This window comes from Pseudarthrobacter sp. NPDC055928, assembly GCF_042270935.1.
Taxonomy (GTDB): Bacteria; Actinomycetota; Actinomycetes; order Actinomycetales; family Micrococcaceae; genus Arthrobacter.
This window is the reverse complement of the sequence record NZ_JBHJZH010000004.1, coordinates 121923-135581: the sequence shown is the minus strand read 5'-3', so window position 1 is coordinate 135581 and position 13659 is coordinate 121923. Positions and strand designations below refer to the sequence as shown.

Here is a 13659-nt window from a genome sequence, read left to right as displayed (position 1 = left end):
CGGGCGGCCTCAGATCTCCCAGGGCGCCTTGATGGGGTAGTACTTCTCCAGGAAATCGGTCACCAGTTCCGCCCGCTCGTCGGCTGGGACTTCCGGGAAACTGCCGTCATTCAGGCAGAAGAAGTCCATATTGCGCTTGGCCAGCAGCTTGGGCAGGTAGTTCAACCCGGCCCGCATGGTGGTGTCCACGTAGCGCACCCTGGCTGCCGTCTGGGTGACCGCCCGGCCCGTGAGCAAGGCGTAGTAGTGGTAGAAGGAATTGGTCACCGAAATGTTGTCCGCGGCGCGGAACCTGCTGGCCGCCGTCTTGCGGAACTCCTCCGGGAACTCCCGCTCCATACGGGCCACCACGCTGCGACGCAGCGGGGCAGCCGTGTGCTCAAGGTGGCGCGTGGTGATCCGTCCGAAGCGGTTCCACAGCAGCTTCCGGTTCACGCGTGCGGCGTTTTCGAACCCGCTGCGTTCGGCGGCGTTCTCGCCGAGTCCGATCCGCGTTTCGGCTTCAATGAATTTGGTGATGCCGCCGGGAGTGAAGAACATGTCCGGACCAACCGGGCGGCCGAAGAACATGTCGTCATTGGAGTACAGGAAGTGCTCTGAGAGCCCGTCGATGTTGTGGAGTTGGCATTCCACGGCCTGCGAGTTGTGCGTGGGCAGGACCGAGGGGTCGGAGAAGAACTCTTCGCTGCGGACAATGGTCACCGACGGGTGCTCGGCGAGCCACTCGGGCGCGGGGGAGTCGGTGGCGATGAAGATGCGGCGGATCCAGGGCGCGAACATGTAGACCGAGCGCAGGGCGTACTTGAGTTCGTTGATTTGCCGGAAGCGGGCCTCATGGTCATCGCCTTCGCCGAGAACAACGCCCTGCTGCTGGGCACGGCGTGCAGCGATGTATTCGGGGGAGCTGCCGTCCACCCAGGAGAACACCAGGTCGATGTCGAAGCTGATGTCGCTGGCGTGGTCAGCGAACATGTTCTCGATCGTTGGCCAGGTGTGCCCGTACCGTTCCACCGTTCCACGGACGGCGTCCTGGGTCAGCATGGTACGGCGTGTCAGGGAATTCTCGATGGGCAGGATCAGCTGGTCGCCCCCGAAGCTCCACAGCTCAATCTGGACCCCCGCGGAGGACCCGAACTCGAAGCCGCCGTCCGGTTCGACACGCGGACGGTACAGGCGGAAGATCCGGGCCTGGCGGTTGGGGGAGAGCTCGCCGTCGGCCACCAGCACCGAGGATTTCTTTTTCGCGTCCACGGTCATGGAATAGACCGGTTCGTTGCGGCAGGCCTCCACGAGGGCGGCCCGCAGCTTTTTCCGGTCCTTCCAATCCAGCGCAATGACTGGACGGTCGCTATTGCCGCGGACCAGGAGGTAGTCCAGCCCGGCTCCAGCGAGTACATTGCGCAGGAACAGCAGGTCCTCCACCATCGCCTGGTACGGCGTCCGGTTGTGGTTGATCAGGGCATACCTGCCCTTGTGGCGGACGACGTCGGGACGGTGCTTGAGGCGCGCTTCAGCGGCAGGCGATGTCACCTCCGGATGGGCACCTGTTTCTACGGACGCCTGGCCGCCGTAGTAGATTTCATCCTGAACCGGTGTTTCTGTAATGGTTTTCTCCGCAGCTAAGTGGTAAGCGTTCTTACTTGCATAATAGCCCTGCCATTGAAACGGCAGGTTTCGGGCCGGACAAGTCACGGCACCGGAAGCCCTATCAGTCCCGGCGCCTCAGCCCGCGAGCGCCTCGCGCCAACTGCGCAGGAAAGCTCCGCCGGCGTCGTCGTGGATGACGTCGTCCGTAAGGCCCAGGTCCGCTGCCGTCAGGACGGTGTAAGGCTTCTGGGGAACGCCGTCCGCGGGGCGGACGTCCACGTGCATGACCGCGTGATCGTTGTGGTGCAGCCAGTCTGCCATGGCGTAGTCGGTGCGGGAGTCCCCCACCGTCCGCCAGGCCTGCGGCGTAATGCCTTGGGCTGCGAGGAGTTCCACCGCGCGGCTGGCCCCCAGGTCCTTGCCCAGCCGCACCGATTCAATGTCCGTGGAGATGATGGTGGGGTCCACGCGGTAGTCCACCTCGTCGTCGGAATTCGGTGCGTGGTGGTCCAGCCGTACCACGCCCAGGCCGTGGCGGGACATCAGGTCCATGGCGTCGGCGTCAAAGAGCTTTTGTTCGGCGAGGTAGTCAGCGCTGTCCACCTCGATGTGCTGCTCCACGGAGACCATGGCACGCTTGGTCTCGTCGAAGAACATATGCGCGGAATAGTCCTCGGCCACCAGCCGGCGGACGTCGTCGCCGTAGGCCCCGGGAACCGCCAGCTCATGGTCAACATGGATAGGGCCCGGGCCGGCCGCGGTGTAGCTGAACCAGACGGCGCCCTTCTCGCAAACGGCGTGGATGATGGTTCCGGAGGGTATTCCGGCGGCGATCATGGGGTCCATGACCTGTTCCCGGATGAAGGCGTCGGAGCGGCCGGTGTTGAAGATGACTGGAATTCCTGCGGCGGCCAGCGCAACGAGGTCGGCAATGATCCCGGGCTGCACGTTCCGGGTCACGGGGCTGGCTACCGGACCGTCGACGTCGAGCAGGAGGGCCAGGGGCGGCGCGGACGGCAGGCGTGCGCCGGGCGTGGAGCCGGCAGGGAATTCAGTCGCAGTCATGCCTCCATTGTGTCAGGCGGTCCGGCCGGGCCCGCGACGGCCGCCGAAGTGCCCCCGCATGTGACACATGGTCACTGTTTGGCTACAACCTTGGAATGGCGCGGGCAAGGCACTTCTCTTGGGCTGCCAAGGTGCCTAGGGTGGCATGGTGATATTCAAAGCTGTGGGCGAGGGACGCCCTTACCCCGACCATGGTTTCAACACGCCCAAGGAATGGGCCTCGCTCCCGCCGCGCCCGGTGCGCCTCGACGAGCTGGTGACCACCAAGCGGACGCTGGACCTGGAGGCTCTCCTGGCCGAGGACTCCACGTTCTTCGGCGACCTTTTCCCCCACGTGGTGCAGTACAAGGGGACGTTATACCTGGAGGATGGACTGCACCGCGCGGTCCGTACTGCCCTGCACCAGCGCACTGCAATCCACGCCCGCGTGCTGGTCATCGATGGCTAGGAAACCAAAGGACGCCAGCGTCCTGCACGGCCACCACGTAGTTACCGGCCCCGAGCTGCGGGCGACGTTCGAAGCGGCGGGCGAACCCGAGGACCCCGTCCGGTTGCGCCGCCGCGTAGTGCATGGGGTGGTGCTGGTGCTGCTGTTGGGGATGATCGTCGCCGCGATCATCATCGCCCTGGCCATCGTCAACGGGCAGATCAGGTTTCCGACGACGGAGGCCAGCGACGAACCGGCCACAGTCTGTCCCTCGGCTACCTTCGACTACACGCCCAACGACCAGATCAACCTCAACGTCTACAACTCCACCAGCCGGCCTGGCCTGGCCAGAACCGTCGCGGACGAATTCCTTGCCCGGAAGTTCATAGTGGGTGCCGTGGCCAATACCGACGCCGGGTACCGCGGAGTGGCCGCCGTGGTGTCAGGGGCGGCCGGGCAGTCCGCTGCGTTCAGTGTCCAGCGCAACCTGCCGGGCTCGGACTACTTCCAGGACGGGCGGACGGACGCCAGCGTGGACGTGATCCTGGCCGGGGACTATGAGGCCCTCGCAGCGCCCGAGCTCGTAGACCAGACCCCTGGCCGGCTTAGCTGTCCGCGGGAAAGCAGGCGGATCGCGGACGACGACAAATGGCCAGTCATCCCGACGGCCGGCGCCACGCCCTGAGCGGGTGCAGCGGCATTGTGGGGGGAGGCTCAGCTGGCCACCGCAGGAAGCGGCCTGACGCGCACCGGCCTGCCGGCGTCGTCGAACCTTGCCCCGGCGCCGAGCTGGATGAACCGCACCGTGCGGGCAATGCGCGCCTCAAGTTCCGCGGGCTCGTCACTTCCCCGTGCCGCGCTGGACGAGAGCGTTCCGTGGATCAGTTGCGCCTGCTGTGCGATGTCTGCGACCGGCAGGTAACCCTGCTCCATACCGTCACGCAGGATGCCCTGGAGCAGGACGCTGAGCTCGCCCACGTGGTCCGCCAGTTTGGCAAAGGACGACGGCGACAACACCGCCGCCATCGCCGGTCCCGGGGGGAGATGGCGGCGGCTGAGGTCCTCCACCTGTGCACGCACGTACAGTGCCAGCCGCTCCACCGGGTTGTCCAGCCTATTCAGTGACTCCCTGAGTTCGGTAAGGAACCGCTCGGTCTCGTCCAGGGCGTAGGAGATGAGGAGTTCTTCGATGTCGGCGTAGTAGTTGTAGACAGCCGTCCGGCCCACGCCGGCGTGCCGGGCAACGTCCGTCATGGTCAGGCCGGGGAGGCCGTGGGTAAACAGCAGCTCGCCGAATGCCGTGAGGACACGGCGCTGGGTCTCTGCGCGTTGCGCGGCATTGCTGGCCGCCGAAATCCTGGGCATGCAGACACTTTACCGCGATGTGTCAGTAAAACGCGCGTACGCCGTACTGACCCGCAGCTAGATCAGACCGCGCATATCAGACCGCGCAGCCGTCCGGTCCGCAGGCTTCGCCGTCGGCAGCATTGACGAGCACCAGCGGGTGGGTCTCCTGCCAGGCCTGGTTCAATGCCGCGGTGAACGTTTCGGACGGCTGGGCGCCCGAGAGCCCGAACTTGCGGTCAATGACGAAGAACGGGACACCGGTGATGCCAAGGGCACGCGCTTCCTCGAAGTCGAAGCGGACGTCGTCGGCGTACTTGTCGGTGGAAAACAGTTCAGCCACCTCGGTGGGGTCCAGGCCCAGGTCCTGGCCCAAGGCCGAGAGGTATTCCTGGCTGCCGATGTCCTTGCCATGCTCGAAGTGGTCGCTGAGGAGCCGCTCCTTGGCCGCATCCTGCTTTCCGTGCGCAGCCGCAAGGTGGATCAGGCGGTGGGCGGTGAAGCTGTTGGCCACCACTACCTTGTCGAAGCGATAGTCCAGGCCTTCGCCTTTGGCCTGGGTGGCAACGTGTTCGAACATCTGGGACACCTGCTGCGGGGCCAGGCCCTTGCGCGTGCTCAGGTAGTCCAGTTCCGTGCCGTCATAGTGTTCCGGAAGCGTGGGATCCAGCTGGTAGCTGCGCCACTTCACGTCCACGGCATCGCGGTGTGGGAAGTCTGCCAGGGCGGCCTCGAATCGGCGTTTGCCGATGTAGCACCACGGGCACGCAACGTCTGACCAGATCTCAATCTTCATGCTTGCCACAACCGTGCCCGTCCGGCGGCCATTCCCCGCAGGCGCTGTCGGATTTATCACACCGAGGTCTTGAAATGTGCAGCCCTGGGGGGCGATAGTCGGAACAACAGGTTAAGCAGAAGCCTTTCGGAACACACCCAGTTGCCGGTGCGGGGGACCTGGCCTGCCATCCTCGCGGAGGCCACAGCATGCGAATAGGACTTATTGCAGCACCCTGGATTCCCATTCCCCCCGTTGGCTACGGGGGCATAGAACGGGTTGTCGACTCCTTGGCCAGGGGATTCATCGCGGCGGGGCACGACGTCCTGCTGGCCGCGGCGGCGGACAGTACTTGTCCGGCGCCTTTGGTACCAGGCATGAGGCCTTCTGAGCGGGGTGGACTCGGCTCTACACTCTCCGAACTCAGCCATGTCATCCGGGCGTATGACGGCATGGACGGCGTGGACATCATCCATGACCACACCTTGGCCGGGCCGCTGGTAGGCCGTAGGCCCGCCGGGGTCCCCGTGGTGACCACCATTCACGGCCCGCTGATCCCGGCGTCGGCTGATTTATACCGGGCCATGGCTCTGGATACGGCCATCATTGGAATCTCACGGGACCAGACCTCCCATGTCCCTGATGTACCGGTGACCCGGGTCATTCATCATGGAATGGACGTCGCCGGCGTCCCGGCCGGGTCGGGGAAAGGCGGCTACGTCTGCTTTGTCGGCAGGGTATGCCCGGACAAGGGCTTGCTTGAAGCAATCCACATCGCACGCAAGGCAGGCATCCCCCTTCGCATCGCAGCCAAGATGCATGAGCCTGACGAGATCGGGTATTTCCGTTCAGTCATCGAGCCGCTTTTGGACTCGAACGAGGAGTTCCTTGGCGAGCTCGGGGACGCCGAGAAGTATCGGCTTATGGGTGAAGCGATAGCATTCCTGAATCCCATCCAATGGTCCGAGCCCTTCGGGCTGGTGATGATCGAGTCCCTTTCGACTGGAACCCCCGTGGTGGGAACACAGGTCGGATCCGCGCCTGAGATCGTGGACCACGGAAAGACCGGCTACCTGGGGCGGACCGAGGAATTGCACCGCTTCATTCCCCTCGCCGCATCGCTGGACAGGTCGCATTGCAGGGAGCGGGCGCTGCAGCTCTTTAGCACTGAAAGGATGGTGGCCAACCATCTGGACCTCTACGCAAAACTGCTCGAAGAGCCTCAGGCCGCGGGGGTTCCCGAAGGCACCCAAATGCACCAGAATCGAATACGGTCATCCATGATTCGGGCGCAGGAAACGAGCCCATTACCAACGCTGAGGCCTTAAGGGAGGAGTGCGTCCATGACTGCATGGAATGCGGACACGGAGGCGGACGTAGGTGGTGCCGACACCGTAACGGTGGTGGAGGGATCGTCCTTTTGCATTTCTTCCCATAGCGGCGATATCAGCCCCGACGGCGGAACAAACGGTGCGTTCTACCAGGACACGCGTGTGGTGTCCCGGTGGATCCTCCGCATCAACGGTGCGCTGCGGGAGCCTTTGGTGGCGCAGCGGCCCGACGCTTACGAAGCTACCTTCGTGGGCCGTGCCAAGTGGCCCGATGGCCGGTACGACAGTCCGCTCGTGGTGCGGCAGGAAAGGCACATCGGGCCCGGCCTCCAGGACGACATCACCCTTGAGAACTATTCCGCGGAACCGGTCGACTGCGACATCGAACTTCTGGTGGACGCAGACCAAGCGGATCTTTTCGACGTCAAAGGCGGACGGTCCACCAAGGACGCCACCATGACCCGGAGCGTGAAGGGCAGCGAGCTGGTGATCGAGGCGGTCCGCAACGGACAGCGCCGCGGCACAGCGATCCGCGCGGCCGGGGCTGAGATCTCAGACGGCATGCTGCGGTTCCGGGCCACCATTCCCGCGCGCGGCAAGTGGTCCACGAGCGTCATCGTGGTACCGCTGATCAACGGTGTGGCTCCCAGCGAGCCCTTCAGTGAAGGCGGCATGCCCCGCCACCGCACGGGTGTCAAGCGGCATCTGGCGTGGGAGGAGAACGTACCGCGCATCGACGTGGCGAATGGCAACGTTGAGGAAACCCTGCGCCGCAGCCAAAGCGATCTGGGGTCGTTGCGCATTTTCGACGCCGAACACCCGGAACGTGCAGCCGTAGCGGCAGGTGCGCCGTGGTTCATGGCCCTGTTCGGGCGGGATTCGCTGCTGTCTTCATATATGTCCCTCCTGGTGGACCCCACTCTGGCGGCCGGAACCCTGCAGACCTTGGCAACCATCCAGGGAACCAAAGTGGATACCGATTCGGAGGAGCAGCCGGGCCGCATTCCGCACGAAGTGAGGTTGGGCGTCACTGCCGGCCTGTCACTGGGTGGAACCGCCTACTACGGCACCGCGGATGCCACACCACTCTTTGTCAGCTTGCTGGGGGAGCTGAGCCGCTGGGGACTGTCGGATGACATCATCGATTCGCTGATCCCCCACGCGGACCGCGCACTTGAATGGATTGAACAGTACGGGGACCTCGACGGCGACGGCTTTGTGGAGTACTTGAGGCCCAACACCCATGGCCTCGTCAACCAGGGCTGGAAGGACTCCTGGGACGGGATCAACTTCGCCAACGGACAAATGGCGGAGCCTCCGATTGCCTTGTGCGAGGTCCAGGCCTACGTCTATTCCGCGTATGTTGCCCGGTCCCTGCTGGCGCGCTCAGACGGGGACAGCGCCCTGGAGCAGCACTGGGCAGAGCGTGCAGCCGCATTGAAGGAAGCGTTCAACCAGAAGTTCTGGCTGCCGGACAGGGGATATTTCGCCGTTGCGCTGGACAAGGACAAGAACCCGGTCGACGCATGCACATCGAACATGGGCCACTGCTTATGGGTGGGCATAGTGGATGAGGATAAAGCGCCGTCGGTGGTGGACCATCTGATGTCGCCCAAAATGTTCACGGGCTGGGGGATCCGGACACTGGCTACCGATATGGGTGCCTACAACCCGGTGAGCTATCACAACGGCTCAGTCTGGCCACATGACACGGCCCTTGTGGCCACTGGCCTGATGCGGTACGGCTTCGTTGACGAAGCCAAACGGATAGCCAGCGGGATCCTGGACGCGGCAGAACATTTCGACGGGCAACTGCCCGAACTGTTCTGCGGCTTCGACCGGTCCGATTTCCACGGCCCGGTGCCGTATCCCACAGCCTGCTCCCCGCAGGCCTGGGCGGCGGCGACACCCATCCAGCTGGCCCGGATACTGCTGCGCTTCGACCCCGACTTCACGCGCAACGTGGTCCATCTGGCCCCGATCCTCCCGGAGGACATCGGAGACTTCCGGGCCGAGAACGTCCTGCTGGGACATTCCCGGGTGACCATCAGCGCGCACGGACGCGAGGGCAGTGTCGAAGGCCTTCCAACAGGGCTGAAGCTGCTGAAGGAACCCCGTCCACCCCTCGATGATCGACTGGGCGGCCGGCCAGGGGACTAGCTGTTCGCCGACTTCAGCATCGCCGCAGGGAGTCCGGCGAAGGTCATTCGCGCCCGACAGGCATCGACGGGTGGCGACGGCGGAGGAAATGTGTAAGCTGATCCACAGTCATGACCGTGGGGACGGCATGGCTGGAAGGAGTTTGGGGATGTCAGTGATTTCTGGCGCACCCGCGGCAGCAGCGACACATGCGCCCTGCGGTCACGTGATTCTGTGTGCCGTCGATCGACGATCACCGTCCGTCCGGTTCACCGTACACAACTGATTCACGCGCGTCGGCTCCGAGGGAGAACCACATGCAGGCAGCACACGACCGTACGGCGCAATCGCGGAAGAGTGACGATGTATCACTCGTCGTCGCCATTCCGACTTTCAAGCGCCCCGAGCGTCTGGTCCAGACCTTGCAGCTCGTGGGAGAGCAGCTCGCGCCGCTCATCGACGCCCGACAGGCGGGGGCCGTGTCGATCCTTGTCATCGACAACGATCCCGCCGAGTCGGCTCGATCAGTCGTCGCAGACGAATACGCCGGCGTGGCCACCCGCTATGTAGCCGAGGCGACACCCGGCATCCCCGCGGTTCGCAATCGCGCTCTCGACGAATCGGCCGATGTCGACCTCCTGTCGTTCATCGACGACGACGAGGTTCCGCTCGAAGGCTGGATCTCGTCGCTTCTGGTCACATGGTCGAACTCCGGTCGGCCGGCCGCCGTGATGGGTCGCGTGGTGTCGCTCTTCGACCCCGACGCCGACCCCTGGGTGCTCGAGAGCGGTCTCTTCCGTCGCCCGCAACGCCCGACCGGCACCGAGATCGGCGTCGCAGCGACCGGAAATCTGCTCCTGGACCTGAACCAGGTCCGCAGCAGCGGAGTGCGCTTCGACCAGCGGATCGGGCTGGGCGGCGGCTCCGACACCCTGTTCAGCATGGGTTTGAAGAAGACGGGCGCGCGCCTCGTATGGTGCAACGAGTCCGTCGCAGAAGACACCGTCGAGCCCGAACGTCAGACTCGACCCTGGGCGCTGAAGAGGTCGTTCAGCCACGGCAACGTCTCGGTCCTCGTGCAGCTGCGGTTGGAGTCGAGACCCGCACGCCGTCTGCTGATCCGGGCCAAGGGGATCGCGGGCGGAGCCGCTCGCGTCGTCGCAGGGTACGCGCGGCACCTGTTCGGGCGTGCGACCCGGTCGATCCGCCACGATGCCAAGGGCCTGCGGCTCGCATACCGAGGAGCAGGCATGATCTCGGCGAGCGTCGGTCAGACGTACTCGGCGTATTCCCGGCCGGGTACGCCGGCATGAGCCGATTCGTTCCGGCAGGCGCACGGAGATGGCTTCGCAGCCATGGCGGCCCCCTCGGGTCGATCGTGCGCGTACGGACGAGCCTTCCCGAGTTCGTGCTCACCTACGATGACGGCCCGGATCCTGTCGAGACCGAGCGCGTTCTCGAGGTTCTCCGTGATGAATCCGCGTCGGCGACCTTCTTCGTGCTGATGACGAGGGCTCGCGAGCATCGGTCGCTGATCTCCGAGATCCTCGCCAGCGGGCATGAAGTGGCGTTGCACGGGCCCGACCACCGGCCGATCTCGCGCCTCGGCTATCGCGAAGTCCGCGACCGGACCGCGTCGGCGAAGGCCGAGCTCGAGGACATCTCCGGCGCAGCGGTGCGGTGGTACCGCCCGCCGTATGGACTGCAGTCTCTCACCAGCTTCCGGGCGATCAAGGCGACAGGCCTCGAACCCGTGCTCTGGGGGCCCACGGCATGGGACTCTCGCGAGGCGACGACGGAACAGCGAGTCGCCCGCGCGCTCCGCGGCGCCGAACCCGGGGCGATCCTGCTGTCACACGATTCATATGCGGGAATCGCCGACGGCGGGCGCAGCGATTCGCCACCGGCGGTGGACCGAAGCGCCCTCGCGACCCGCATACTCGCCGCGTACCGCGAACGGGGACTACACGCGCGCAGCCTCGCGCAGGCCTTGACCTCCGGCTCGCCGGTGAAGGGAATCTGGTTCAAACGATAAAGGGGAAGAAAGATGACTGAGGAGAACCGCCGAGAGGCAAAGAAAGTCGTCGTCATCGGGCAGGGGTACGTCGGCCTGCCGGTCGCGATGCGGTCGGTCGCCATCGGTCATGATGTCGTGGGGCTCGACCTCGATCCGCGCCGCATCGACAGCCTCGGAGCCGGAAGCTCGCACGTCGATGACATCTCCGATGACGTGCTGCGCGCTGCCCTCGACTCCGGGCGCTACCGCGTGTCATCCGACTACGCGGACGCCGCCGGCTTCGATGTCGCCGTGATCTCGGTGCCGACGCCGCTTCGCGAGACGCTCCCGGATCTCTCGTTCATCGAGAGCGCCGCGGTATCTCTCGCGCCGCAGCTGACACGCGGAGCGCTTGTGGTCCTCGAGTCCACGACTTATCCGGGCACCACGCAGGAGCTGCTCATCCCGCTGCTCGAGGAGGGCTCCGGCCTGACCGCGGGCGCGGACTTCTTCGCCGGCTACAGCCCGGAGCGGATCGACCCGGGCAACCCGACCTGGGGCCTGCAGGAGACCCCGAAGATCGTCTCGGGCATCGACGAGGAGTCGCTGGCGAAGGTGTCGGAGTTCTACTCCGCGATCGTCGACACGATCGTGCCGGTGAGTTCTCCGAAGGAGGCCGAGATGGCCAAGCTCCTCGAAAACACCTTCCGTCACGTGAACATCGCGCTCGTCAACGAGCTCGCGGTCTTCGCTCACGCCCTGGGTGTGAACGTGTGGGAGTCGATCGACGCCGCAGCGACCAAGCCGTTCGGCTTCATGAAGTTCACGCCCGGTCCGGGGGTCGGTGGCCACTGCCTGCCGGTCGACCCGAGCTACCTGTCGTGGCAGGTGCGTCGCAAGCTGGGCAAGAGCTTCCGGTTCGTGGAGCTCGCCAACGACGTGAACGACCACATGCCCGAGTACGTGCTCCAGCGTGTGAGCCGCCGCCTGAACGAAGAGGGCAGCGCGCTCAACGGCGCTCGCGTTCTCCTCCTCGGGCTCGCCTACAAGAAGAACACCGGCGACATCCGCGAGTCCCCGGCGCTTCCGCTCATCGAACTGCTGCAGGACCAGTCCTCAGTCGTGCATGCCGTCGACTCGCACGTCGAGGAGCATCACTGGCCTCGCACGGTCGAGAGGGTCGCCGCCGCGGCCGTCGATTTCCACGCATACGACGTCGTCGTGCTCATCACCGACCACGACGACGTCGACTACGAGGTTCTCGAGGCGAGCGGTGTGCCGGTCTTCGACACCCGCAACCGCCTGCGCGGCGAGAGCATCGAACGCCTCTGACCGCCATCACACGATAGATAGGGCGGTGCGGCATCCTGCCGCACCGCCCTGACTCTGCCCCTATAGTGGTAGCTTCCGAGGGCCCACAACGCTGGATACTGCCGATCCTCCGTTTCTATGGGACGGCGCGTTCCAGCACAAAGTCGTGTTCCACCGTGGTCCCCAGCCTGAATGACTTGGAGCCGACCTTCCGGAAGCCAGATTTCTCGTAGAAACGGATTGCACGTGCGTTCTGGCTGTTGACGCCAAGCCATACCCCTGCCCCGCCTGCCGCCGCAGCAGCCTGAAGGCTGGCGTGCATCAGTTCCGCCGCGGCACCGAGTCCGTGGTGCTCCGGATGGACGTAGCACTTGCTCAACTCCACCGACGGTGCCAGCGTCAAGGCTGCCACCACATCCGGATCCTGGGCCTGTCCGTTCACCAGCAGGCTGTAGCCGCGGAGGGACCCGTCGTCGTCGATCACCAGCACGGTGACGTCAGGGTCGGTGAGGTACGCCTGGAAGTGGCTTTCGCTCAATGTGTTGGCCACGTGTGTGGCTATGTCCTCCGGGGACGACGACGGCGGGCACGCCAGCGGGAAGGTGACGGCCGCCAGCGCGGCGAGCCTGCCGGCGTCGTCCGCTGTTGCTTTTCGAATGGTGGGGCTCATGCAGGGATTCTATTTGCCTACTGCTTGAAGGCCGCATCGAAGGAGGTGCTCGATGCCGGGAAGTCGAATTTCTTCAGCGCGGCGAGGGCTTCGGGGGCGCCGTGGAGGCGGTCCATGCCGGCGTCTTCCCATTCAACGGAGATGGGCCCGGTGTAGCCGATGGCGGTGAGGGCGCGGAAGGAGGCTTCCCAGGGGACGTCGCCGCGGCCGGCGGAGACGAAGTCCCAGCCGCGGCGGGGGTCGCCCCAGGCCAGGTGGGAGCCCATGACGGTGTTACGGCCCGTGGGGCGGAGCTTAGTGTCCTTGCAGTCCACGTGGTAGATCCGGTCCTTGAAGTCCCAGATGAACGAGACGGGGTCGATGCCCTGCCACATCATGTGGGAGGGGTCCCAGTTCAGGCCGAACGCGGGCCGGTGGCCGATCGCTTCGAGGGTGCGGACGGTGGTCCAGTAGTCGTAAGCGATTTCGGAGGGGTGGACTTCGTGCGCGAAACGGACGCCGCATTCGTCAAAGACGTCCAGGATGGGGTTCCAACGGTCCGCGAAGTCCTGGTAGCCGGCGTCGATGACCTTTTCCGGGACGGGCGGGAACATGGCCACATACTGCCAGATGGATGAGCCGGTAAAGCCGACGACGGTATCCACGCCCAGTGCCTTCGCTAGCCGGGCGGTGTGCTTCATTTCCTCGGCGGCGCGTTGGCGGACACCTTCGGGGTCGCCGTCGCCCCAGACCTTGGATCCCACGATGGCTTCGTGACGGAAGTCGATGGGGTCATCGCAGACGGCCTGGCCCTTGAGGTGGTTCGAGATGGCCCAGACCTTGAGGTTGTACTTTTCCAGGACGGCGAGTTTGGACTCGACGTAGCCGGGTTCGTCCCAGCGCCAGGCATCCAGGTGGTCCCCGGACACGGCGATTTCCAGGCCGTCGTATCCCCAGCCGGAAGCGAGCTTGGCGACTTCCTCGAAGGGGAGGTCGGCCCACTGGCCGGTGAACAGGGTGTAGGGGCGGGGCATG

At 65.0% G+C, this 13659-nt stretch carries 13 protein-coding genes; 7 read left to right on the top strand and 6 right to left on the bottom strand.

Going from position 1 to position 13659, the window contains the following annotated elements; genetic code table 11:
- Nucleotides 1–9: 9 nt before the first annotated feature.
- Both ACFC25_RS07380 and ACFC25_RS07375 read right to left on the bottom strand, forming a co-directional pair.
- Entirely contained in the window at nt 10–1425 is a 1416-nt protein-coding gene (locus ACFC25_RS07380) for a stealth family protein (RefSeq protein ID WP_376044730.1), read from the bottom strand.
- 297 nt (nt 1426–1722) lie between these two features.
- Entirely contained in the window at nt 1723–2652 is a 930-nt protein-coding gene (locus ACFC25_RS07375; protein WP_376044636.1) for a hypothetical protein, read from the bottom strand.
- A gap of 148 nt (nt 2653–2800) precedes the next feature.
- On the opposite strand from ACFC25_RS07375, the gene ACFC25_RS07370 reads away from it, so the two are divergent.
- Both ACFC25_RS07370 and ACFC25_RS07365 read left to right on the top strand, forming a co-directional pair.
- Entirely contained in the window at nt 2801–3100 is a 300-nt protein-coding gene (locus tag ACFC25_RS07370) for a type II toxin-antitoxin system VapB family antitoxin (RefSeq protein WP_337347119.1), read from the top strand.
- A complete protein-coding gene (locus ACFC25_RS07365) occupies nt 3093–3764 on the top strand; it encodes a LytR C-terminal domain-containing protein (protein WP_337346952.1) in 672 nt (223 codons plus the stop codon). Before ACFC25_RS07370 ends, ACFC25_RS07365 begins: the two co-directional genes overlap by 8 nt.
- A gap of 29 nt (nt 3765–3793) precedes the next feature.
- Here ACFC25_RS07365 and ACFC25_RS07360 read toward each other — a convergent pair whose 3' ends face one another.
- Together ACFC25_RS07360 and ACFC25_RS07355 are read right to left on the bottom strand one after the other, a co-directional pair.
- Nucleotides 3794–4444 (bottom strand): TetR/AcrR family transcriptional regulator, encoded by a 651-nt coding sequence (locus tag ACFC25_RS07360; protein WP_337346951.1) that lies wholly within the window; start codon nt 4442–4444, stop codon nt 3794–3796.
- A 76-nt stretch (nt 4445–4520) separates the two neighbouring features.
- On the bottom strand, nt 4521–5219 hold the full coding sequence (locus tag ACFC25_RS07355; protein ID WP_376044635.1) for a DsbA family oxidoreductase: 699 nt from the start codon (nt 5217–5219) through the stop codon (nt 4521–4523).
- Nucleotides 5220–5407: 188 nt separating this feature from the next.
- Here ACFC25_RS07355 and ACFC25_RS07350 point away from each other — a divergent pair, with 188 nt between their 5' ends.
- From ACFC25_RS07350 to ACFC25_RS07330, 5 genes are all read left to right on the top strand, one after another.
- Entirely contained in the window at nt 5408–6526 is a 1119-nt protein-coding gene (locus ACFC25_RS07350) for a glycosyltransferase family 4 protein (RefSeq protein WP_376044634.1), read from the top strand.
- 15 nt (nt 6527–6541) lie between these two features.
- A complete protein-coding gene (locus tag ACFC25_RS07345; RefSeq protein WP_376044633.1) occupies nt 6542–8689 on the top strand; it encodes a glycogen debranching N-terminal domain-containing protein in 2148 nt (715 codons plus the stop codon).
- A gap of 296 nt (nt 8690–8985) precedes the next feature.
- Nucleotides 8986–9981, top strand: coding sequence for a glycosyltransferase family A protein (locus ACFC25_RS07340; protein ID WP_337351866.1), 996 nt, complete (start codon nt 8986–8988; stop codon nt 9979–9981).
- The gene (locus tag ACFC25_RS07335) at nt 9978–10703 is read left to right on the top strand and encodes a polysaccharide deacetylase family protein (protein WP_376044632.1); all 726 of its coding nucleotides are present in this window, start codon (nt 9978–9980) and stop codon (nt 10701–10703) included. Before ACFC25_RS07340 ends, ACFC25_RS07335 begins: the two co-directional genes overlap by 4 nt.
- Before the next feature lie 12 nt (nt 10704–10715).
- Nucleotides 10716–11996, top strand: a complete 1281-nt coding sequence (locus ACFC25_RS07330; protein WP_337351868.1) for a nucleotide sugar dehydrogenase — start codon at nt 10716–10718, stop codon at nt 11994–11996.
- A 115-nt stretch (nt 11997–12111) separates the two neighbouring features.
- Here the strand turns inward: ACFC25_RS07330 and ACFC25_RS07325 are convergent, their stop codons facing one another.
- Together ACFC25_RS07325 and ACFC25_RS07320 are read right to left on the bottom strand one after the other, a co-directional pair.
- Nucleotides 12112–12645: a GNAT family N-acetyltransferase gene (locus ACFC25_RS07325; protein WP_337346944.1), complete on the bottom strand. Its 534-nt coding sequence runs from the start codon at nt 12643–12645 to the stop codon at nt 12112–12114.
- A gap of 17 nt (nt 12646–12662) precedes the next feature.
- Entirely contained in the window at nt 12663–13658 is a 996-nt protein-coding gene (locus ACFC25_RS07320; protein WP_337346943.1) for a sugar phosphate isomerase/epimerase family protein, read from the bottom strand.
- Between the last annotated feature and the right edge of the window lies 1 nt (nt 13659).